Genomic DNA, 22,040 nt, shown 5'->3' with positions numbered 1-22,040 from the left:
GTGTTAGTCATACAATTTCCTCATCGAAACGAAATTAGAATTGAAGAGGCGCTAATGACAACTTCACGTACTTTCAAGAACGCATCCCTGTTCCTTGCAATCTCTCTTGCATTCCCATCCATTGCAGCGAATCATGACCATGCACACTTTAGTGAGATTGGCGATCAAGGTGGCAAAGACGCGACCGAGATGACGGCACAAGCCAACCAAGAGTTTGCGAAAACGCTGAACTACTCAGACACGCGCGCCTTCGACAATAACAACAGAGGTCTGATCGCAAGCTTCGACCAAGAAACTGGCGATATCATCCGTAACAGCTTCAACTTTATCGAACCCAGTGTCACCAACGCAGACAAAGCGCCAGACTCCGTCAACCCATCATTGTGGCGACAAGCGGTATTGAACCAAGCTGCCGAAGGCCTGTATGAGGTTGTCCCAGGTAAGGTTTACCAAGTTCGCGGTGCCGATTTAGCGTCTATCTCTTTCATCCGCAGTGATAACGGTTGGATCGCTTATGATGTTCTACTTACTAAAGAGTCGGCGGAGAAATCACTCAATTTCTTCCAAAAGAATGTCCCTGAGGGCGGTAATTTACCTATCGTCGCGATGATCTATTCCCACTCACACGCCGATCACTTTGGCGGCGCGAGAGCGATCAAAGAAGCCTATCCAGATGTAAAAGTGTATGGCTCTAAAAACATCACTAAAGAAATCGTAGATGAAAACGTATTAGCAGGTAACGCAATGTCTCGCCGTACTGCTTATCAATATGGTGCGACACTGAATCGCCATGAACACGGTATTGTGGATGCAGCACTCGCGAAAGGCTTGTCAACTGGCACCATTACTTACGTATTGCCAGATTACGAACTGAACCATAACGAAGAAATTGAGACGCTGGTTATCGACGGCCTAGAGATGCAATTCATGGATGCCTCGGGCACTGAAGCCGCCTCTGAAATGGTGACGTATATCCCAAGCATGAAGGCACTTTGGACGGGCGAACTGACTTACCAAGGCATGCACAACCTTTATACTTTGCGCGGCGCAAAGGTGCGTGATGGTTTGAAGTGGTCTAAGAAAATCAACGAAATGTTGGTGACTTGGGGCGAAGAAACCGAGGTGTTGTTTGCTTCTCACTCATCCCCTATTTGGGGCGAGCAAGAGATCTCTGATTACCTAAAGATGCAGCGTGACGCGTACGGTTTTACTCACAACCAAACCCTTCGTTTAGCGAATAATGGCGTAGTTTTGCAAGACATCGGTGACGAGATCTACAAAGTGATGCCAGACAGCATTCAACAATCTTGGCACACCAATGGTTACCATGGTACTTATTCGCATAACGCTCGCGCCGTGTACAACATGTACCTTGGCTACTTCGACATGAACCCTGCGAACCTGAACCCGCTACAAATTCACCCGGAGTCGGTTAAGTTTGTGGAATACATGGGTGGCAGCGATGCTGTGATTGAAAAAGCGCAAAAAGACTTTAAACAAGGTGAATACCGCTTTGTCGCAACGGCATTGAACAAGGTTGTTCAAGCTGAGCCAGAAAACAAAGTCGCGCGTGGCCTACTGGCCGATACTTACGAGCAACTGGGTTATCAATCTGAAGGTGCAGGTTGGAGAAACATCTACCTGACAGGTGCACAAGAGCTGCGTATCGGCACACAACCCGGCGCACCGAAAACAGCATCTCCAGATGTCTTGGCGAACATGACCATCGAAAATCTACTCGACTATTTAGCAGTAAAAGTGGATTCATTGAAGGCGCAAGACACTCCCTTCACCATGAACATTCAGCTGCCTGACGTGAAAGAGTTCTACTATGTAGAGATGTCGAACGGCAACCTAAACAACATTCAAGTGAGCGAACTACAAGAGGCTGACACCACACTGATCATCAATAAATCAGACGTGTCTGACATCGTGTTGAAGAAAACCACACTCAATCAGCTTTTAGAAAAAGGACAAGCAGGCGTGAAAGGTGACAAGTCGTCTTTGAACAAGCTGTTGTCTTCACTAACAGAAGCTGACACCTCTTTTGAGATTGTCCCACGTCCGAATAAAGGCGAAGAAGTAGACGCTGAGCTATACCAAGATTCTGCTGTGCACGCTCATTAAACGCCCGATACATTAAACCTAATAAAAACAACAAGCAGTTAGCTAGAAAAAACGTTCTATAAAGAACATAAAAACAAGCCCCAACCTTTGGTCGGGGCTTTCTTGTTTATTGCATCGTAGTTGGGTGATTTACTGCGTTTGACCGTTTACTTCACAGTCCCAATAAGATGGCGAACCATAATACTGAACAAAATAATCGATAAAGACACGCACCTTAGGCGCAAGCAATTGAGCACTTGGGTATACCGCCCAAATCGCAGCTGCATCTTTTAACGGGTAATCTGGCAGCACCTCGACCAATGTACCCTCAGCTAGCTGTTTGTAAGCAATCCATGACGCGCACATCGCAATGCCCAAACCATCAACACACACATCCCTTACCGCTTCACCATGATCGACGCGAATCGCACCCTTTTTCTTGATGGTGACATCGCCTTCTGGCGTATCGAATGTCCAACCTTCCAAACCGGTTTGATTAATGCATTGATGCTGCTTGAGATCTTCTGGCGTTTCAGGATAACCATGAGCTGCCAAATATTCTGGCGACGCACACAGAATGCGTTTGTCGGTAGAAAGCTTACGCGCGATCAGACTTGAGTTTTGTAGTTCAGCGTTACGAATTGCTACATCGAAACCACCATCAACCAAGTCGACGATTGAATCACTCAGTGAAATATCGACCGACAAATCAGGATACTTAGCTAAGAAGCCTTTCAACGCGGGCATAACATGCATTCGACCAAACGATGATGGAGCCGATATTCGTAATACACCTTTTGGCAGTTCGTTACCGGTTCCGACCGACGCAACACCCGCCTCCACACTCAACAAAATTTGTTTAGCATGAGGGAGAAAGGCCATGCCCTCTTCAGTAAGAGACACCTTTCGCGTGGTGCGATGCACAAGACGAGCACCAAGGCTCTCTTCCAGCTTACCAATATGAATACTGGTAACCGGAGGCGACAAGCCCAACTCTTGTCCTGCTTGACTGATATTGTGCGTCGATGCGAGTCGCACAAACAATTTTAGATGTTCAATATTCATCAATATTTATTAGCCTGCGCTGAGTGCACACTGCTTATTGGCTGCAGCGGCACGAGGAATAATGTGAGTTTTAATATAGGCATTAAGCTTAAACCATGCAAAAGCGCCCGCTAAAACATTGGCGATGGTCGCTGCGATAACCGCATTGATCATATCTCCGGTTAGCGCCCCTAGCCATATCGCAGGAATGTAGAACACAAACAGACGAGAGAAGGACACACTCAACGCTTTGCGAGGCACACCCAATGCGTTAAACACCGAAGCCACCAACATGCAAAGCCCCAGTGGCCCATAGCTAAATGGTATGAACAGCAAGGTCACTTCAAACCAGCTTCGAATGCTCTGCTCTTCTGAAATCACAGGAATAATCCAGCTACTAAAAATGGCTAATAATGCCGCCATCGCGGTGTGGAAAATCACTAGGAATTTAGCGGTGGTATTCAATAACTCCGGGATTTTACATCGCTGCTGCGCACCTAAGTAACGGCCTATCATTGGAGGAATCGACATGGTCAAAGCAAGTGAGAACACCAACATAAAGCTCTCGACACGTGCTAACAGGCTCCAAAAAGCCATCTCACTTGTTCCGATTCGAGCAATCAAAAGCACAGAAACGAATGCGCTTACCGCAGGCAAAATCTGATTTGCGGTGGTAGGAATGACCGTCTTAATTAACTCAAAGCTATAGCCTCTGATCTGGTCATTGCACGCACCATTAAAGTCAAACCACCCTTTACCACGTGATTTAACTAACATGTAAATCGCACCGAATGCGTAACCAATGCTGGACGCTATTGCTGCGCCTGCAATGCCCATATCCAAGCCAAAGATCAGAATAGGGTCGAGAATCAGGTTAATCACACTGGCAGCTAAAAACATGCTGCCTGTCGTTTTGGTATCGCCGTTCGCTCGATAAACACAGGTTGCCAAATAAAGCGCTGCGACAGTCAGTGCACTGAACAACCACAGCGGCCAATACACATTAAAAATCGACAACATAGATTGGTATTGCGCCTCAGACACATCATTAACGAACGATGCAAAAACAGAGTCGCCAAAAACCACCAATCCGATACAAATCAAGGCAATGATAGTGACACCAAAGCCAACTGATAGCGTGGCGATTGAGGTAGATTTTCGCTGTTCTTTTGCCCCCACCGCCTGAGAAATAATAGACGTTGCCGCCACACCAATCCCAACTTGAACACCCGTAAATGCCGCCTGAAATGGCAACGTAATACCGTGAACCGCTAGCTCATTCACCCCTAGTTGACCGATAAAAATCGAGTCGACCAATTGCACCATCATGATCGCAAACACACCTAACGTCAGGGGCAGCGTTTTATCAATAATGGTTTTCAAAGTCGCGGATCGCATCAACATAGGTCGGTTCACTCTCATCTGTTGTGTGGGGCATTAATGGCCTAGTTGAGCAGTATACGAAGCCAGAGTGAAATAATAAGAGCGCTAAAGGCTGAATGAGTTTTTAGTTTTGGTTAACAATCGAATTGGTAAGCATCACCAAAACAACAATATCAAAATAAACCATTGAATTTTAGATATTTTTCAGTCAACGAATCACTCTTAATAATTCGTTAATAGTGTTTCGTTTAATGGTTAATTGTTGGTTTGAGCATCCCTAGCTAGCCTGAATTTAGGCCGCATTCACCACCGAATAGGCTGAAATGAAATCTTTCAGAAGGAATATGGAAATGGCATATCAAGGTTATACAACGTTTAAAGCTCAAGCCGAAGATGGGATTCTTACCGCCACTTTTGACTTCGGTACTGTGAATGTTCAAGGGCAAGAGATGCTTGCCGATTTAAATGGCTTAGCGATGAGACTGGAGCGCGATCGCGACATCAAGGTTGTGGTTTTCCAATCAGCAAACCCTGAAATTTGGGTCTGTCACTACGACACCAATTTATTAAAAGACATGTCGACAGAAGCTGTGTCTCGTGAAGAAGCAAAACTGCTCGACCTGCAATCTGTGTTAGAGCGCATCAGCAAACTCCCGCAAGCTACCATTGCCAAACTTGAAGGATTCGCACGAGGCGGAGGCCACGAATTTGCACTGGCGTGTGACATGCGATTCGCTGCCCGTGGTAAGTATAAATTCATGCAAATGGAAGTAGGCATGGGCATCCTTCCTTGTGGTGGTGGCGCATAACGTATGGCTCGCCAAGTTGGCTTAGGTCGCGCACTCGAAATCATCCTGAGTGCTCGAGACTTTGACGCAGATGAAGCGGAAGCGTACGGCACCATCAACAAGGCGTTAGAGCCAGATGAGATCGGTGAATACGTTGATACGCTAGCGAAACGAATTTCAAAATTCCCTGCTGAATCGATCAACGCATGTAAGCAAGCGGTGTACGAATCCATCGACAAGCCTATCGAAGAAGCACTAAAAGCGGAAGCATACTGGCTGTACCAAGCAACCAGCAAAACCCCAGCGGTTAAGCGTTTCCAAATTGCCGATGAACAAGGCTTAGAGCACGATATCGAAAACCAACGTAACTGGGAAACTCTGGTTATGAACGTTCAAGACATCAAATAGCTCGTTCACTTCTCTTATTTGGGTCAGCCAAAAGCTGACCCATTTATCTTCAAATTAGCCATTTTTTGTCCCATAGACTCACATTTGAGTCTTCAGCCTGTGAGCCAAATGCAACTATGTGTCATTAATCTTTGTTATAACGTTGTTCAAACTATTTTTTGAAGGATCAAAAATGCAAAAAATAATTCTGATCACAGGAGCCACAGATGGCATTGGTTTAGAGACCGCAAAAGCGCTGACTCAGCAAGGACACCACGTTCTCATTCATGGCCGCAACCCAGCCAAAGTCCATAAAGTCGTGACGGCTTTATCTCGCCTGTCTAAGAACGCCATCATCGAAAGCTACGTCGCCGACCTATCGACTCTCTCCGATGTTGATAAGCTCGCGACCCAAATCAAAAGCAACCATAAGCGACTCGATATACTCATCAACAACGCTGGCGTCTACAAGGTGTCGGACGTCACCACTCCTGATAATCTTGATGTGCGTTTTGTGGTCAACACCATTGCGCCCTATCTACTGACACAGAAGCTGCTCCCTCTTTTTGATGCGACAGGTCGTATCGTAAACCTATCTTCAGCAGCCCAATCATCCGTAGATTTAGACGCGCTAACCAGCCCAAATGCAGGCGAACTGGATGGCCCGGTTTACGCCCAAAGTAAGCTCGCACTAACGATGTGGTCTATCGAATTAGCCAACTCCTTATCTAACTCTCGATTAGAGAATGGCCCCTCCGTTATCCCTGTGAACCCAGCCTCTTTTCTCGGCAGTAAGTTAGTAAAAGATGCTTATGGCGTTGATGGTAACGATCTGGCGATTGGTGCAGATATTCTTTGTCGTGCTGCACTGTCAGAAGAATTTGCCAACGCTTCTGGGAAATATTTTGACAATGATTCTGGGTTATTCAAAGACCCTCACGCTGATGCTTTAGATCCTGCCAAAAACCGGCAACTGGTCGCGGTGCTTGACCAATTACTCGAAGAGAAGTTGTGCGTAGCGCACTCGTAATGCTCCGCTAACACATTAGTAGATAGCCCCCAACAAATAGCCTCGAACACCACCGAATCCGAGCACACAGTTCTTCCATTTCAATAAAGAATTGTGTGCTTATTCGATTATTAAAATTTCTTTAATACTGATTCCCTGCTTTGCCCAATTATCACCCAAGATGCAGATTGTTAGACTTGTCCCCGTCGAAACAATACAGGCTAAGGCCGAGGAGCATTTATGCGTTTTGAAGGCAAAGTTTATCGTCCTTGGATGGAAGCAGAGAGCGTACTCATCCAGACAACATTAGGCTGCAGCAATAACCAATGTACCTTCTGCACGATGTTTGATGATAAGCGTTTCAAAGTAAGAGACATCAAAGACATCTTTGAAGATATTGATGCAGCAAGAAAGATCTACCCGCATGTAGAGTCTATCTTTTTAGTCGATGGTAACGTGATGGCAATCCGAACCGAGATGCTGATTTCGATTCTGGATTACATCAAAATCACCTTCCCAGAGATCAAGAATATTTCGCTGTACTCAGGTTTCAATGACTTCCGTCGCAAGAGCTTGTCTGAACTGAAAGAGATTAAATCAGCAGGTTTAAGCATGGCGTATTCAGGTTTGGAGTCCGGAGACCCAATTGTGCTTGAACGTATTAAGAAGCGTATGACACGTGAGCATGCGATTGAAGGTATGAACCTAGCTCGTGAAGCAGACATAAAAGTATTGGCTTCATTTATCTTTGGTCTTGGTGGCAAAGAGCGCTCTAGAGAGCATGCGATCAATACCACCAGCCTGCTGAACATCATGCAGCCAGATGCGATTGCACCTATGGCTTTGGCGGTTCAACCTGGGTCGGTATTAGAACAAGAAGTTAACCGTGGCGAATTTGTTTTACCAACGCCATTACAAATTCTGGAAGAAGAGAAGTACTTACTCGAAAACCTAGAAGACTTCGATTGCTACTACTGGGGCGACCATGGCAACAACATTTCACCAATGCGTGGCATGTTGCCGCAAGCTCGCAAGCCGTTTCTTGATAAGATTAACCAAGACATTGCGCATAACCCGATCACCAAACAGAACGTGATCCAGACTTTTGCTTGGTAACCAGTACCTTTAAGTCATTTAGAGCAGCCACAAAAAGGGCCAGTATCAACTGGCCCTTTCATATTTTATCTATGACGCTATCTACCGAACTATCTTGAGCCGATCGCTCTAACTAATTCAGCAATTCCATCCCAATCACCCTTATCCATTTTGTCGGTAGGAACCATCCAAGTTCCACCGCAGGCAACGACTGATTTTAGCGCTAAGTAAGAATCTACGTTAGCTGGGCTCACGCCACCTGTCGGCATAAAGTTAACTGGATAAACAGCCGTAAATGCTTTCAACATGGAAACACCACCTGATGGCTCTGCAGGAAAGAACTTAAGTGTTTTAAGCCCCATTTCCATTGCTTGCTCGACTAGGCTCGGATTGTTAACCCCAGGTACAATCACAACGCCACGCTGCTGACAATATTTTACCGTTGTTGGATTTAAGCCAGGGCTCACAATAAAATCAACACCCACGTCAATCGCAATATCCACCTGCTCTGTTGTTAATACAGTGCCAGCGCCAATCAATAACTCAGGGTAGGCTTCACGCATCAAACGAATCGACTCTGCTGCCGCTTCAGTACGAAACGTCACTTCTGCGCAAGGTAAACCATTTTCAACCAGTACTTTGGCAAGAGGTACCGCTTGGGCAACGTCATTAATGGCGATAACAGGAACAATTCGAGTGTCTCTGAGTCGCTGTTCAATTGTTTTCATTATTCATTTCTCTCACTATCAAACAGACCAATTAAGACAAGTCGCTGCCGTTGCTTGCGATCACTTTTTTGTACCAATGGAACGACTTTTTAGGAATACGATTTAACGTACCATTACCTAGGTTGTCTCTGTCTACATAAATGAAACCGTAACGCTTACTCATTTCCCCTGTCGACGCTGCGACCAAATCAATACAACCCCAAGGCGTATAGCCCATCAGTGGCACGCCATCTTCCATTGCTTCATGCATCGCAACAATGTGCTGACGGAGATAATCGATACGGTAGTCATCGTTCACCTCACCCTTGTCATCTAACGTGTCACGAGCGCCTAAGCCATTCTCAACCAAGAAAAGCGGTTTCTGGTAACGATCATATAGGGTATTCATCGTGATACGAAGACCAGTAGGGTCGATCACCCATCCCCAATCACTTGCCGGCAGATGAGGATTTTTTATTGACTTAACGACGTTCGCTGCACTCGTATTCCCTGCATTCATATCAGCAGAAGCGCAACGTGAAGCGTAGTAACTGAAAGAGATGAAATCGACAGTATTTTTCAGGATCTCGAAATCTTCTTCTTGTGTCTCTAGTACCACACCTTTGTTATCAAAAACTTTTTGAGCATAAGATGGGTAGTAACCACGCGATTGAACATCGATAAAGAACAGGTTCTCGCGATCTTTCTCCATCGCCATAAGCACATCTTCTGGCTTACATGAATATGGATAGAAGTTACCGCCTGCCAGCATACAACCCACTTGGTTTTGCTCATCAACTTCATGGGCAATCTTTGTTACCAGAGCGCTTGCTACTAGCTCATGGTGGGCAGCTTGATATTTCACTTGGTCGTGATTTTCGCCTTCTTGGAACAACAATCCAGCACCAGAGAATGGGCTTGCCAGTAAGATATTAATTTCATTAAAGGTTAGCCAGCATTTCACCAAGCCTTTGTAGTTCTCGAAACAGGTTCTCGCGTAACGGCCAAAGAACTCAATCATCTTACGATTACGCCACGAGCCATACTCATTAACCAAGTGCATTGGCACATCGAAATGGCACAAGGTAACGAGCGGCTCAATACCGTATTTCTTACACTCTTCAAAAACACCACGGTAAAAATCTAAGCCAGCTTGGTTCGGCTCTAGCTCATCACCTTTTGGAAAGATTCGGCTCCATGCGATTGATACGCGGAACACTTTAAATCCCATCTCTGCCAGTAAGGCGATGTCTTCTTTGTAACGGTGATAAAAGTCTATCGCATTATGGCTTGGGTAGAACTCGTCTTCGCTGAGCGCCACCTTATCAACCTGACCAAGCTTAATTGACATACGGTTCTCACCGTAAGGAATCATATCTACGGTTGTAAGGCCTTTACCACCCGCTAAGTGAGCGCCTTCAGACTGGTTTGCGGCAATAGCGCCACCCCACAAGAAATCTTCGGGAAATTGAATGTTTGACATCGAATACCTCGGAAACAATAAAAGTCACCTTACGATGAAGTAAGGTGACTGAATAAATTAATCAATTCTAATTAAGACGCGGACACTACTGTCGGCTTGTCTTCTGCCTTGCCAGTTTCTTTCTTTGCTGGCTCTGACGTTGCTTTCTCATCGGCATCATCTTCTGGAACATCTTCAAAGCCTAGAACTAGAGTTAGAACAAATGACAGCACAATAGACAATGCGATAAGCCCGAACACCCAAACGATACTCATCGGGTCATTCACATCGAAGAACTGAACGCTCGTAAACAAGCTTGGCGCTGCCATCGAGTGACTCGCAAGGCCACCCATACCCGCTAATGCACCGACGATGAAACCAGTAATCATTGTTGCGATAAGTGGGCGTTTCAGACGCACAAGCACACCGTACAATGCAGGCTCAGAGATACCTGCGAAGATAGCTGAAGCACCCGCGGCTAATGACGTCTGCTTTAGTGCGCTGTTTTTAGTTTTGTAAGCAACAGCTAGACACGCGCCACCCATACCAAGGTTGGCACCGATCTCTGAAGGCATAACCATACCTTCACGACCTGTTTCAGCAATCGTTTGAATAATCGTTGGTGTAAACACGCGGTGCATGCCAGTCAAAACAAGTAGTGGCCATAATGCACCCATGATAGCAACCGACAACCAACCTAGCGTTTCATGAATTGTGTAAACAAGCGCTGAAAGTGCAGTACCTACCCAAATACCAAATGGGCCGATAAGTACGATAGCAACCGGAGCTGCAATCAATACGATCAACATAGGTTTCAGGAAGTTTTTAGTCACAGCAGGGGTAATGCTATCTACCCAACGTTCTATGTAAGAAAGAGCCCAAGTCATCACAAGTACAGGAATAACCGTGTAGGTGTATTTTACTGACGTGATTGGGATACCGAAGAAATCAACGTGCTTGCCTTCTGCAGCTTGCGCCATCAATTCCATAAAGTTCGGGTGGATCAAGACACCGGCAATCGCAATGGAAAGAGACATATTGGTCTTGAATTTGATCGATGCAGAAGCGGCAACCATAACCGGTAGGAAGAAGAAAGCACCATCACCAATCGCTTTCAAGATAATCAAAGTTGGCGCATTTGGCTCAACCCAACCCAGCATCTCAAGTACCATGGCGAGCAGTTTGACCATTGAAGCGCCAATGATTGCAGGGATAAGAGGCGACATGGTGCCAACCAGTGCATCCAACATTTTCGCACCAATTGACTTAGCCGTTAGCTTCTCTTTTTTAGCAGGAACCTCTGACTCAGATACAGTGGATAGCTCACAAAGCGCCATCACTTCTTTGTATGCATACGATACCTCGTTACCAATGATAACTTGTACTTTGTCTCCATTATCAACAACACCCATCACACCTTTCAGTGCTTTTAGTTTGTTGATATCGACGCCATCTTGGCTGTGTAAAACGAATCGTAGTCGAGTCATACAGTGTGTTAGGGCAGCCACATTTGTCTTGCCCCCAAGATGCTCAACAACAGATTTCGCAATTGCGCGGTAATCGTTGGCCATTTTATCCCCCAAAGATCTCTTTCCAGTGATTTTTAAACGCGAATATAGTGAGATGTGACTAATTTTCAGTCAGTAGGATGCAAAAACAATCACAATTGTTGTGAATTGTTGTTTTGTGTCCTTCATCACACTTCCTTAAGTTACCGGTAACATGTTACCGATAACACTTATAAGATAAAGCCATATTTACAAGCGATGTTCAAAATTGAGATCACGCGCAAATTTGTTAAGAGGATTGAGTTATGGCTGGTAGTAGTGTCATCGTCATGGGTGTCAGTGCTTGTGGGAAAAGCACGATAGGCGAGCAGTTGGCAAAAAAACTTGGGCGTAAGTTTATTGATGGTGACGACCTTCATCCTCGAGCAAACATTCAAAAAATGGCGTCGGGCCAACCTCTTAATGATGATGATCGCATTCCATGGTTGGAACGTGTTCGTGATGCAGCGTACAGCCTAGAAAGTAAAAATGAGCACGGCATTATTGTGTGTTCTGCGTTGAAGAAGAAGTACCGGGACCAAATTCGCGAAGGGAACAAAAACCTCACCTTTCTCTTTTTAGATGGCGATGTAGACCTGATCTTGCATCGAATGCGTCAGCGCCAAGGTCACTTCATGAAAGAGAACATGATTAAAAGCCAATTCGAAACATTAGAAAGACCCGATCACGAACCAGATACGGTTGTAATCAGCATTGATGGCGATATTGATGACGTTGTGGACTGTGCTGCGATTGTGCTTTCAATGACTGATGAGGCAGAAACAGCATGACCCTTCCAACCATCCAAGCGGTGACTCAACGATTAATTGAACGAAGCAAAGAGACTCGTGAAGCGTTTCTAAACCGAACCCAGCACCAAGCCTCTGCAGGCAAAGGTGGCAAAGGGCTTTCTTGCGGCAACTTGGCTCACGCTGTCGCGGCTTCTTGTTCCGATGAGAAACGATCCATCCTAGATCTGACTAAATCTAATGTGGCGTTAATCAGCTCTTACAACGATATGTTAAGCGCCCACCAGCCTTATCAGCACTATCCTGATCAGATCAAAAAGGCGTTAGCTAAGTTCGGCCACACGTCTCAAGTAGCAGGCTGCGTTCCCGCGATGTGCGACGGGGTAACTCAAGGGCAACCAGGAATGGATATATCTTTGTTTTCAAGGGATTTAATTGCTCAATCGACGGCTCTTTCGCTTAGTCACAACGTATTTGATTCGACCCTGTTACTCGGTATTTGTGACAAGATAGCTCCAGGACAATTGATGGGCGCGCTCTCTTTTGCACACCTACCAACCGCCTTTGTCCCGGCAGGCTTGATGGCAACGGGCATCAGCAATGATGAGAAAGTACACGTCCGCCAAGAGTATGCTGCAGGTAAAGTAGGTAAAAATGCCTTACTGGATATGGAGTGCAACGCTTATCACTCAGCGGGCACCTGCACTTTTTACGGCACAGCTAATACCAATCAGCTGGTGTTTGAAGCGATGGGGCTGATGCTACCGGGCTCTGCGTTTATTCACCCTTACTCTGAATTGCGCGCATCACTGACTCAGCATGCCGCCATTGAAATCGCCTCGATGACACAACAAGCTTCAAATTTCCGTCCACTTTCTGAAGTCTTTACCGCTAAAAGCTTAATCAATGGCATTGTTGCCCTACTCGCATCAGGTGGCAGTACCAACCACAGCATTCACATGGTCGCGGTAGCACGCGCAGCAGGATTTATTCTGACTTGGCAAGACATCAGCGATCTATCCGATGTGGTGCCTTTACTTGCTCGAGTTTATCCTAACGGGCCTGCAGATATGAATGCATTCCAAGCAGCAGGAGGAGTACCCGCTCTGTTGCGCCGTTTAGATCAAGCCAACTTACTACACCAAGATGTCACACCGACCTTTGGCTCATTTGAAGATCAAATGAGTATTCCAGAGCTGGAAAATGGAAAGCTAACTTGGAAAAAATGCGAGCAGTCAGCAGACGCAGAGGTAATTGCAGGTCCAGAACAAGTATTCCAAAGCACAGGCGGAACGCGCGTCCTTTCAGGGAACCTTGGCAAGGCAGTGATTAAGGTGTCAGCTGTTGCAGAAGAGCAACGTGTAATCCAAGCGCCTGCGGTAGTTTTTGATTGCCAACATAAGGTAGAAGCTGCGTATCAACGAGGTGAACTCAACAAAGATTGCATTGTTGTGGTGATAAACAATGGCCCAGCAGCGAACGGTATGCCTGAATTGCACAAGCTCATGCCGATTCTAGGCAACATACAAAAGCAAGGTTTTAAAGTGGCTCTCGTTACAGATGGTCGCCTTTCCGGAGCCTCAGGGAAAATCCCGTCTGCGATTCATGTCTCTCCGGAGGCTATTCGAGGCGGAGCCATTGGGCTTATTCGCGAAGGTGATATCCTGCGCTTAGATTGTGCGAGTGGTGAACTCAATAACCTCAACGACATGCAGTCTCGCCAAGCGAGAGTGTTTGAGGTAGACGCCAACCAACAAACCATGGGGCGCAACCTATTTAGCGTGATGCGCCAAAGCGTTTCGAGTGCAGAACAAGGGGCGAGTTTTATCGTCTAGCTTTGTTATCGCTTAAATGTAAAAGCAAAAGGGGCATCATTTCGATGCCCCTTTCGGTTTCCACGATACTTGGTTAAACGCTTTCGCCATCAGTGATGCGATAGCCCATATCCACTACCGTTTCCGCGACTGGCTCACCTTTCAATCGGGCAAGCACTAGCTCGGCACTTTTCTTACCTATTTCATAACGTGGCGTATCCACACTGGTCAGTTTTGGGCATATCGTTTGACCGATATCTAACGCGTTATAGCCCACCACAGATAGCTGTTGCGGCACTTGAATTCCACGTTGCTGGGCAATGAGCAAGGTACCTATCGCGATGTCATCATTGGTGCAGAACACACCATCTAGATCTGGGTAATCCGCAAGAGCACGATCAAGCAGCTCCTCAGCCAAAGAGAAGTTTGAGTGCTGTTCAGTCAATACGTGCTTAGGCTCTAATCCAGCCTCATGCATCGCTTTGTCATAGCCTTGCAAACGCAGCTTAGTTCGCGCATCCAATCGAGCGCCAAAGTAAGCAATAGAGCGCTTACCAGCTTCAATCATTCGCTTCACGACGTGATAAGAAGCATCGATGTGGTCTAAGCCGACAACCATATCAATCGGATGTGTTGGTAGTTCCATCGTTTCAACAACAGAAACACCTGAATTATTGATCATCTGTAACGTGCGAGGGGTGTGGTGGCTTTCCGTCAATATCAACCCATCAACTTGATACGAAAGCAGCGAAGCAATTTTTTCCTCTTCTTCCACAGCATCATAGCTAAAGTGAGCGAGCAACGTCTCGTAGCCGTTCTCTTTGGTAACCGTTTCGATACCTTGAACAAACGCAGCAAAGATTTGATTTGATAAAGAAGGGAGCAAGATACCGATCGCTTTACTTGACGACTTCGAGAGCATGGCTGGCGCTTTGTTTTCGATATATCCCATTTCTTCAATAACCGCAGCAATTTTCACACGAGTTTTGGCTGCAACTGAATCGGGGTTACGCATGTAACGAGAGACGGTCATCTTAGTGACGCCTACTTTGTCTGCCACATCTTGAAGTGTGGTTCGAGTTTTCTTGTGCTGCTCTGTCATAACTATTTGAACTCTTTATTATGTTACAAGTAACATTATAAAGTTTCCGCTCCCTCAACTTCAACCCATTCGTTCTCAACAATACATAGTTTTGGAATTTTTCGTCCCCCAACTAGTTCGTATAGAGTTTAAAGTAGACTCGCACTATGCGTGCTTAATAAAGGCTTGGCTTAACTGCTGAAAGAGTGAGTCTACGTCGGGCAGGGGTGTCACATGCGCAGACAACAGAGTATGGACGTGTGGTTCTACAACGGTTGGGTTGCCGCAAATTTGATTGTAAAAGTTCACGGGCGCAACGATGTTCTCTAAGTCGACATCTAATAGAATACAAGCTTGTGAAAGTACGATTTGACCGCCTCCTCGTTTCAACAAAACACGCTGAGCAGTACCCACTATTTTTTGCTTATTGATATTGAGGTTGTAGTCGCCATCACAATAAGAACCGGGGGTTGCGTGCACATCTACATCAACGCCTAACTCTTTAAAAAACAGGGTTAAGACATGGCACAGATGTAAATACGCTTTTTGGATGTTGTAAGCTTCATCACGAGGCCAATGGTAAATGTGAGATAGGTTAATGATTCCCGGCAATTGGGGAACGGGAGCGCCACCCGTTTTACGCGAAGAGAGTTGCCAACCTTGTGACTCGAGTTGCTTTCTAGACTCTGCCGTCACTGGCCACTTTTTACCTCCAGGCAAGACAAGTGTCGGCGTTTTTGCTTGCCAGAGCATTAAGGCTTGTCCAATCTCACCAGCCTGTATTTGCTGTAATAGCTCATCTTCTTTTTCAAACGCACGATCAACATCAATGTGCGGGTAACGTACGAGTTTATTTGTTAACTTCAATGCACTTTTCCTCTACAGATTGTGGTGACCAATCATTTCACGTTCTGAAATGGTTGATGATAGATAAGAGTATAGGGGATGGAAACAGCGCTAAAAGTTAGTTAATGGCGCCATAGTGTTTGTTAGTTGCCCATCTCAGAGGCTAGTGCTAACATTTGTACACACACTAATAAAGGAATACATCATGGACACTAGAATTCAATTTCGTGTTGATGAAGAAACAAAACGCCTAGCTCAACAGATGGCTGAGAGCCAAGGCCGTACGCTGAGTGGTGCTTGCCGTGAGCTTACTGAACAACTCGCTGAGCAACAAAGACAAACATTATCTCACGATGCATGGCTAACTGAACAAGTAAACCTAGCATTTGAGAAGTTTGACTCAGGAACATCCGTTTTCGTTGAACACCAAACGGCTAAATCTCGAATGGAAGAACGCAAAGCCAGAATCCGTAATCGAGGTAAGCAATGATTTTATGGGAAGAAGAGTCACTCAATGATCGTGAAAGGATCTTTGAGTTTATCTATGACTTCAACCCTGATGCGGCAGAGAACGCAGACAACCTCATTGAAACAAAAGTAGAAAACTTACTTGAACAGCCTCTAATGGGTGTACAGAGAGACGGCATTCGTGGACGATTACTTATAATTCCTGAGATTTCGATGATCGTCTCCTATTGGATCGAAGACGACATTATCCGAATTATGCGCGTGCTCCACCAGAAACAAAAGTTCCCTATGGATTGATTACTTCCTCTGGCAACTAACTCCTGCATAACACCTTCTCTACCATATAGATAAGCCCAAATATACCACTTAGAAACCTAGAGTACCGAATGTAGCAAATCGTGTTGATGCGATTATTAGTTGCATACTCGATAGATTCTACCGGCATCATGCCTATTTACTATTTCTGCTGGATACTCGAATCGACAAATTAAACTAGCTGAAATACATGTCTCTTGCAAAAAAGCAAAATCGATCATCTGATCGCCATCAATTATTGAGTTATTAATATCAATAATAAAATTACGCAAGTCATCAAAATTGATCGCTTCAATTGGCAGGTTAATGCTAATGATTGTTGGCCAGCCAACACTTGCTAACTGATCTTTAGAAATACCTAAACGTTCAAATACCGCGATTAACCTCTCACTACCATAAATTGCATAATGGCCTGCAAATTCGAGCATGAATTCATCATCTAATGCTAAATAAAGACACCCAGAACTATAATCGAGTCCATTTAAAACGTTAGTAATTGCGTTTTTAGATATGCTTATATTTAATTCAGTTAATATCTCACTAGCATTATTAATTAAGAGCTCAGTACTACCAACCTTAATACCATGATTTTTATAGCTACCTTCGTTCATCGGCCTACATAAATGGTAAGTCCTTATGGCTGAATAAGCATTAACAAATAGATCAATTAAGGTGTCTACATTTTCTTCATAGGCAATATACCTTTGCCCAAAAGCTTCCGGCAACGGTGATTTTTCTTTCCAACTATAAATATTACTCATAACTCTCCCCTTCCGAGGTTCTACCACAATTATGTGGTACTTAAATGCATCGGAGGCACCATATCTGATTATTCTTATTTCTGCGGTATCGACTTAGCTAAAAACCACTTTAGCCTTCATGCCGATGACCAAAATAGTACGGTCATACTTCATAAGTCAGTAACCCACTCTAAGCTACTGACTAAAATAGCAAATATGCTAATCATGCGTATAGGTATTGATGCGTGTGGTGGTGTACATTATTGGCAAAGAACGATCTAAATTATGCCGTGGCCATCTCCAAAACAGTCCGACACCTTTTCTCGATAACACAGGGTCTTGTAGCTTCTGTCTAACAAGGTTGTCTGATATGGTGACGGCAGAACTTCAGCAATTGTTTAGATAGTATTGAATATGAAAGCACTAACCATACTTGATGGTGGCATGGGTCGAGAACTCAAAGAAATTGGCGCGCCATTCTCACAGCCTCTTTGGAGCGCTCAAGCGCTAATTGAAGCGCCTGAATTTGTCAGCCAAGCGCATCAAAACTTTATCGATGCAGGTGCTGAAATCCTGATAACAAACAGCTATGCGTGTGTCCCTTTTCACTTGGGTGAAGAGCTGTTCGTGCAACGAGGCTCTGAGCTAGCAAAGCTTTCTGGCGAACTGGCTAAAGCAGTCGCTGACAGTGCAACTCACACAGTTAAAGTTGCAGGTGCGATTCCGCCACCGTTTGGCAGCTACCGACCAGACTTGTTCAAGGTAGAAGAAGCGGCGCCAATCATTCAAACCCTTTACGATGCACAAGATCCAAACATCGACCTTTGGATCGCCGAAACCATCTGTAGCCTGCAAGAATTCGAATCCATTCATACGGTACTTAAGCAATCAAACAAGCCGTGCTACTACGCTTTTAGTTTAGAAGACACCAAGGGCGACTCTGCCAACATTCGTTCTGGTGAGAGCGTAACAGACGCCATCAAATTGGCCTGCCAATCAAACGCGAAAGGCATTATGTTTAATTGCTCGGTACCGGAAGTAATGGACCAAGCCATCATCGATGCTAAACAAGTAATTGATGAGTTAGGCTGCGACCTAGACATCGGTGTCTATGCAAACAACTTTGCTCCCATCAGCAGCGAACATGAAGCGAATGACATGCTTCAAGAGATGCGCGAGTTAGATGGCCAAGGTTACTTAGCTTACGCAAAACGCTGGCACGCATTGGGTGCCAATATTGTCGGTGGTTGCTGTGGTATTGGGCCAAAACACATTCAGGCCTTGGCTGACTGGAAGCATTCGATACACGGCTAGTCATGCACGGCTAGAGCAAGCTTATTAAAAATAGAGAACAGGTTGAGAAATCTGTTCTCTATTTGTATTGGGCAACTCTAAGTACACTTATTACAAAGAAAAGATTTGGAGTAAGTAATGAGCAACACGCAACGCAAGATTAAATGGGGCATCGCTGGACTAGGTAACATCGCTAACCGCTTTGCGACTGCACTCACCGAGCATTGCTCACATGGCGAACTCTACGCAGTGTCAGCACGAGATCACTCAAGAGCTACTGTGTTTGCTGATAAATTTGGTTGCGACAAGGCTTATGGATCTTATGAAGCCATGGCTCAAGATCCAGACGTTGAAGCGGTATACATCGCCACGGTTCATCCTTACCACAAGCCTTTAGCTGAACTGTTTCTAAGTCATAAAAAACACGTACTGGTAGAAAAGCCTGCTTTCACCAACCTCGGTGATTGGCTAGAGATGAAAGTCCTTGCAGAGCAAAATGGTGTGATGCTGCTTGAAGCGATGAAGACCGTCGTGTTCCCTGCTTATCGTGAACTCACGTCATTCTTAGCCAACAACAAAATTAAGATTGATTCGATAGAAGCCAGCTTTGGTAACCATCACAATTATGATCCCGATTTGTTTATCTTTAACCCGAACTTAGCAGGTGGGGCAACGCTGGATGTTGGCGTCTACGGACTGTGGTTTTTCTACGATTTGTGCCGCACGCTTGGAGTTACACCTTCCAGCCCTCAAGCAGAGATGTCGAGCCTTTATGAGGGTTCTAACGTTGATACCGATTCCTGCTTTCAGTTCTCTGGCGAGATCAAAGCCACCATCTCAGCATCGACAGTGCGCGATCTTCCACGCTCAGCTCGATTAACTGGACCAGATATCACCATCACGATTCAAGAAAAATGGTGGAACCCAGCCTACATTGAAGTCGAATATCAGAATGACACCTTCACCATTGAGCACCCAATTCAAGGCAATGGGTTCGAATATCAAATCGAACACTTCTCACAGCTGGTGCTAGAGGGAAAAACGCAGTCTGATATTCTAAGCTCAGAGGTAAGTGCTCAGGTGCTGGATACCATGGAGAAAGCACTCATTGATGCAGGCTACCAACATTTAACTCAACCTAACCTTTAGGACTTCGAATTGGGCAACCTTAAGCGCAAGCTTGAACTGTATGAAAAGATATTTCAGGCTTTTGGGCCTGGAATATCGCGCTGCCAAGTCAGCCAATTGGCAGCGTTACTGCATGTGAGTGAACGTCACGTTCAAACCTTATTAAAAGCAATGACAGCGCAAGGCTGGATTGAATGGCAAGCCAGTTCGGGGCGCAACAAAAAGGCGCAGCTTACGTGTCTTATTGAGCCGATGGAAGCCTGTTACCAATACGCCCAAAGCCAAGCAGATTCAGGCCATATTGAGCAGGTGTTTAACACCTTAAGCTTCAATGGCCGCAACGCTGGTACTGAGTTGCAAGCCTTTCTGAGCAGCAACAACCATTCAACACAGAACGTCGCGTATGTTCCCTTTCACCGAGAACTTGAAGCACTCCACCCTCAGCGTGTGCTAAGGCGTACTGAACGTTTCTTAGTGATGCAGATTTGCCAACGCCTCACTGCAATTCAACAAGGCAAGTTGAGCGGTGATTTGGCTTATCATTGGCAGTCTAACGAAGATGCTACCGTTTGGCATTTCCAAGTTCGTAATGGTGTTCAATTCCATAACGGTCGCACGCTTGAAGTCCAAGACATAGTACGCTGTCTCTCCTCACTCTCTAATAGCAAACTCTGGCGTCGATGCTATCAACATATTGTTGACGTGTCGGCTGTCACTGGCGATGTGATAAAAGTGACTCTGGATGATCCTGATTGGCATTTGCCTCGATTACTGGCTAGAGCAGAGGCTTCAATATTTCAGCACACATCAGACGATAAGCTAATTGGCTCAGGCGCTTTCGCGTTGGAGATATTCTCAAGCAAGATGCTGAGGTTAAACCGCAACAACGCCTATTCACACAGCACACCGATTCTCAATCGAGTCGAGCTTTGGGTTTATCCTGAATGGTCACAAACTAAGGCATGTGCGCAAAACCAAGTGTGCGTCAAAATGCCAGAGAAAACGGTCACGGTGAGTGGAGTGAGCGATTCAGCTCTACAAGATTGCGGGTCAACCTTCTTTAAGATTCAAAACCCGAAATTGTCGAAAACCACTCGTGAGTTCACCGTTGAAGACACCTCTGAATGCCAAGCACTTTTCGAGCAATTGTCTGTATCTGGCGATCAAAAAACCAGTGTCGAATATGGGCATTACACAGCGCCCAAAGACATTACGCTGTGCAGCATTATTGATGAAAACGACACCTTCTCCTCATGGTTAAGTTTCTTTACTCGTTTCCCTTTTGAATACTTATCTCTAGCCGCAGAGACACTAAATACGATTGAGAAAGGGATAACCTCAATTCGACGCGAGCCAGACATCGATCGAGCAATGAATAGGCTGTTAGAACTTAGACATTGGCTCGATGAAACCGGGATTGTGGTTGAACTCAAACAGGAGGCATTTAACTTGGAGGTATCAGAAAAGATACAAGGAGCTCAAGTGAATGGATTCGGTTGGTGCGACCTCAAAAAGGTATGGATTAGTCATATCTGAACCTCTCCTTGATAGTGATAAATCATTAGGCACAAAGACTTATCTTTAACACTCCTATGCCAATAGCAAACAACGGGAGTGTTAGATTACGATGGAAACTCGACTCAAATTCAATAGACCCATTAGAAGGTAAATCATGAATCGACATCTAAAAGGCTCAATACTGTTTCTCTGTGCATTTTCATTTAACAGCATGGCAAGCACTGAATGCGACGCGCTCACAGGTTGTGAGAAGAAGTTCTGTGAGATCGAATACCAAATAAAGAAAGCGGAACAGTACGACAATCAATACAAAGTCGAGCGATTGACTACAGCTTTGAAAGCTGCGAAAGAGAACTGCACCAATGAAGGTTTGAAAGACGAACTCCGTGAAAAAATCGCATCCAATGAGGAAGATTTGGCCGAGTACAGAGCCGACTTAGAAGAAGCCAAACAAGACGACAAAGCCGATAAGGTCCAAAAGTACCAACATAAGATCGACAAGGAACTGCGCAAGATCGATAGCTTAAAGCAGGAACTGACTGAAATCCCCTAAACCGCTG

19 protein-coding genes and 2 pseudogenes are annotated in these 22,040 nt (G+C 45.3%); 13 read left to right on the top strand and 8 right to left on the bottom strand.

Translation table 11 applies throughout. The features are described from left to right. The first annotated feature begins 54 nt into the window (after positions 1-54). Positions 55-2,127: an alkyl sulfatase dimerization domain-containing protein gene (locus tag ITG10_RS19400; RefSeq protein WP_017631485.1), complete on the top strand. Its 2,073-nt coding sequence runs from the start codon at positions 55-57 to the stop codon at positions 2,125-2,127. Positions 2,128-2,256: 129 nt separating this feature from the next. Here the strand turns inward: ITG10_RS19400 and ITG10_RS19395 are convergent, their stop codons facing one another. Together ITG10_RS19395 and ITG10_RS19390 are read right to left on the bottom strand one after the other, a co-directional pair. Then, positions 2,257-3,171, bottom strand: coding sequence for a LysR family transcriptional regulator (locus tag ITG10_RS19395; protein WP_017631484.1), 915 nt, complete (start codon positions 3,169-3,171; stop codon positions 2,257-2,259). A gap of 9 nt (positions 3,172-3,180) precedes the next feature. Then, entirely contained in the window at positions 3,181-4,554 is a 1,374-nt protein-coding gene (locus ITG10_RS19390; protein ID WP_017631483.1) for an MATE family efflux transporter, read from the bottom strand. A gap of 329 nt (positions 4,555-4,883) precedes the next feature. Here ITG10_RS19390 and ITG10_RS19385 point away from each other — a divergent pair. From ITG10_RS19385 to ITG10_RS19375, 3 genes and pseudogenes are all read left to right on the top strand, one after another. Further along, positions 4,884-5,729, top strand: a pseudogene (locus ITG10_RS19385) (enoyl-CoA hydratase/isomerase family protein). A gap of 172 nt (positions 5,730-5,901) precedes the next feature. Continuing rightward, positions 5,902-6,738 carry an SDR family NAD(P)-dependent oxidoreductase gene (locus ITG10_RS19380; protein WP_017631480.1) on the top strand — a complete coding sequence of 279 codons (837 nt, stop codon included), beginning with the start codon at positions 5,902-5,904 and terminating at the stop codon, positions 6,736-6,738. Positions 6,739-6,957: 219 nt separating this feature from the next. Further along, positions 6,958-7,833 (top strand): radical SAM protein, encoded by an 876-nt coding sequence (locus ITG10_RS19375; RefSeq protein ID WP_017631479.1) that lies wholly within the window; start codon positions 6,958-6,960, stop codon positions 7,831-7,833. Positions 7,834-7,922: 89 nt separating this feature from the next. Here ITG10_RS19375 and ITG10_RS19370 read toward each other — a convergent pair whose 3' ends face one another. The 3 genes from ITG10_RS19370 to ascF all read right to left on the bottom strand — a co-directional run bounded on the left by ITG10_RS19370 (position 7,923) and on the right by ascF (position 11,552). Continuing rightward, positions 7,923-8,540, bottom strand: coding sequence for a bifunctional 4-hydroxy-2-oxoglutarate aldolase/2-dehydro-3-deoxy-phosphogluconate aldolase (locus tag ITG10_RS19370; protein WP_017631478.1), 618 nt, complete (start codon positions 8,538-8,540; stop codon positions 7,923-7,925). 31 nt (positions 8,541-8,571) lie between these two features. Then, positions 8,572-10,002: a 6-phospho-beta-glucosidase gene (gene ascB / locus ITG10_RS19365; RefSeq protein ID WP_017631477.1), complete on the bottom strand. Its 1,431-nt coding sequence runs from the start codon at positions 10,000-10,002 to the stop codon at positions 8,572-8,574. 71 nt (positions 10,003-10,073) lie between these two features. Further along, complete coding sequence (gene ascF, locus ITG10_RS19360) at positions 10,074-11,552, bottom strand: PTS cellobiose/arbutin/salicin transporter subunit IIBC (RefSeq protein WP_017631476.1); 1,479 nt, start codon at positions 11,550-11,552, stop codon at positions 10,074-10,076. A gap of 242 nt (positions 11,553-11,794) precedes the next feature. On the opposite strand from ascF, the gene ITG10_RS19355 reads away from it, so the two are divergent. Next, positions 11,795-12,319 carry a gluconokinase gene (locus ITG10_RS19355; protein ID WP_017631475.1) on the top strand — a complete coding sequence of 175 codons (525 nt, stop codon included), beginning with the start codon at positions 11,795-11,797 and terminating at the stop codon, positions 12,317-12,319. Beyond that, positions 12,316-14,112 (top strand): phosphogluconate dehydratase, encoded by a 1,797-nt coding sequence (gene edd, locus ITG10_RS19350; protein WP_017631474.1) that lies wholly within the window; start codon positions 12,316-12,318, stop codon positions 14,110-14,112. The genes ITG10_RS19355 and edd overlap by 4 nt, the downstream gene beginning before the upstream one ends. Before the next feature lie 73 nt (positions 14,113-14,185). Here edd and ITG10_RS19345 read toward each other — a convergent pair whose 3' ends face one another. Together ITG10_RS19345 and ITG10_RS19340 are read right to left on the bottom strand one after the other, a co-directional pair. Next, positions 14,186-15,193, bottom strand: a complete 1,008-nt coding sequence (locus ITG10_RS19345; protein ID WP_017631473.1) for a substrate-binding domain-containing protein — start codon at positions 15,191-15,193, stop codon at positions 14,186-14,188. A 144-nt stretch (positions 15,194-15,337) separates the two neighbouring features. Next, positions 15,338-16,039, bottom strand: a complete 702-nt coding sequence (locus tag ITG10_RS19340; protein WP_017631472.1) for a hypothetical protein — start codon at positions 16,037-16,039, stop codon at positions 15,338-15,340. 184 nt (positions 16,040-16,223) lie between these two features. Between ITG10_RS19340 and ITG10_RS19335 the strand changes: the two genes are divergently transcribed. Then, positions 16,224-16,508, top strand: coding sequence for a hypothetical protein (locus ITG10_RS19335; protein WP_017631471.1), 285 nt, complete (start codon positions 16,224-16,226; stop codon positions 16,506-16,508). Beyond that, positions 16,505-16,783, top strand: a complete 279-nt coding sequence (locus tag ITG10_RS19330; RefSeq protein ID WP_017631470.1) for a type II toxin-antitoxin system RelE/ParE family toxin — start codon at positions 16,505-16,507, stop codon at positions 16,781-16,783. Before ITG10_RS19335 ends, ITG10_RS19330 begins: the two co-directional genes overlap by 4 nt. A gap of 116 nt (positions 16,784-16,899) precedes the next feature. On the opposite strand, the gene ITG10_RS19325 is transcribed toward ITG10_RS19330, so the two are convergent. Next, complete coding sequence (locus tag ITG10_RS19325; protein WP_017631469.1) at positions 16,900-17,562, bottom strand: hypothetical protein; 663 nt, start codon at positions 17,560-17,562, stop codon at positions 16,900-16,902. Between the two features lie 60 nt (positions 17,563-17,622). On the opposite strand from ITG10_RS19325, the pseudogene ITG10_RS19320 reads away from it, so the two are divergent. From ITG10_RS19320 to ITG10_RS19300, 5 genes and pseudogenes are all read left to right on the top strand, one after another. Continuing rightward, positions 17,623-17,820 (top strand): annotated as a pseudogene (locus ITG10_RS19320) (IS110 family transposase); the annotation flags it as partial. Between the two features lie 135 nt (positions 17,821-17,955). Then, positions 17,956-18,855 carry a homocysteine S-methyltransferase family protein gene (locus ITG10_RS19315; protein ID WP_017631468.1) on the top strand — a complete coding sequence of 300 codons (900 nt, stop codon included), beginning with the start codon at positions 17,956-17,958 and terminating at the stop codon, positions 18,853-18,855. 117 nt (positions 18,856-18,972) lie between these two features. Continuing rightward, positions 18,973-19,983 carry a Gfo/Idh/MocA family oxidoreductase gene (locus ITG10_RS19310; RefSeq protein ID WP_017631467.1) on the top strand — a complete coding sequence of 337 codons (1,011 nt, stop codon included), beginning with the start codon at positions 18,973-18,975 and terminating at the stop codon, positions 19,981-19,983. Positions 19,984-19,992: 9 nt separating this feature from the next. Then, positions 19,993-21,498 (top strand): SgrR family transcriptional regulator, encoded by a 1,506-nt coding sequence (locus tag ITG10_RS19305; RefSeq protein ID WP_017631466.1) that lies wholly within the window; start codon positions 19,993-19,995, stop codon positions 21,496-21,498. Between the two features lie 136 nt (positions 21,499-21,634). Beyond that, positions 21,635-22,033 carry a DUF1090 domain-containing protein gene (locus ITG10_RS19300; protein WP_248387081.1) on the top strand — a complete coding sequence of 133 codons (399 nt, stop codon included), beginning with the start codon at positions 21,635-21,637 and terminating at the stop codon, positions 22,031-22,033. Positions 22,034-22,040 lie beyond the last annotated feature (7 nt).

The organism is Vibrio sp. ED004 (assembly GCF_023206395.1).
GTDB lineage: Bacteria > Pseudomonadota > Gammaproteobacteria > Enterobacterales > Vibrionaceae > Vibrio.
Note: the sequence above shows the minus strand (reverse complement) of the source record. Positions and strands in the feature narration are given on the sequence as shown.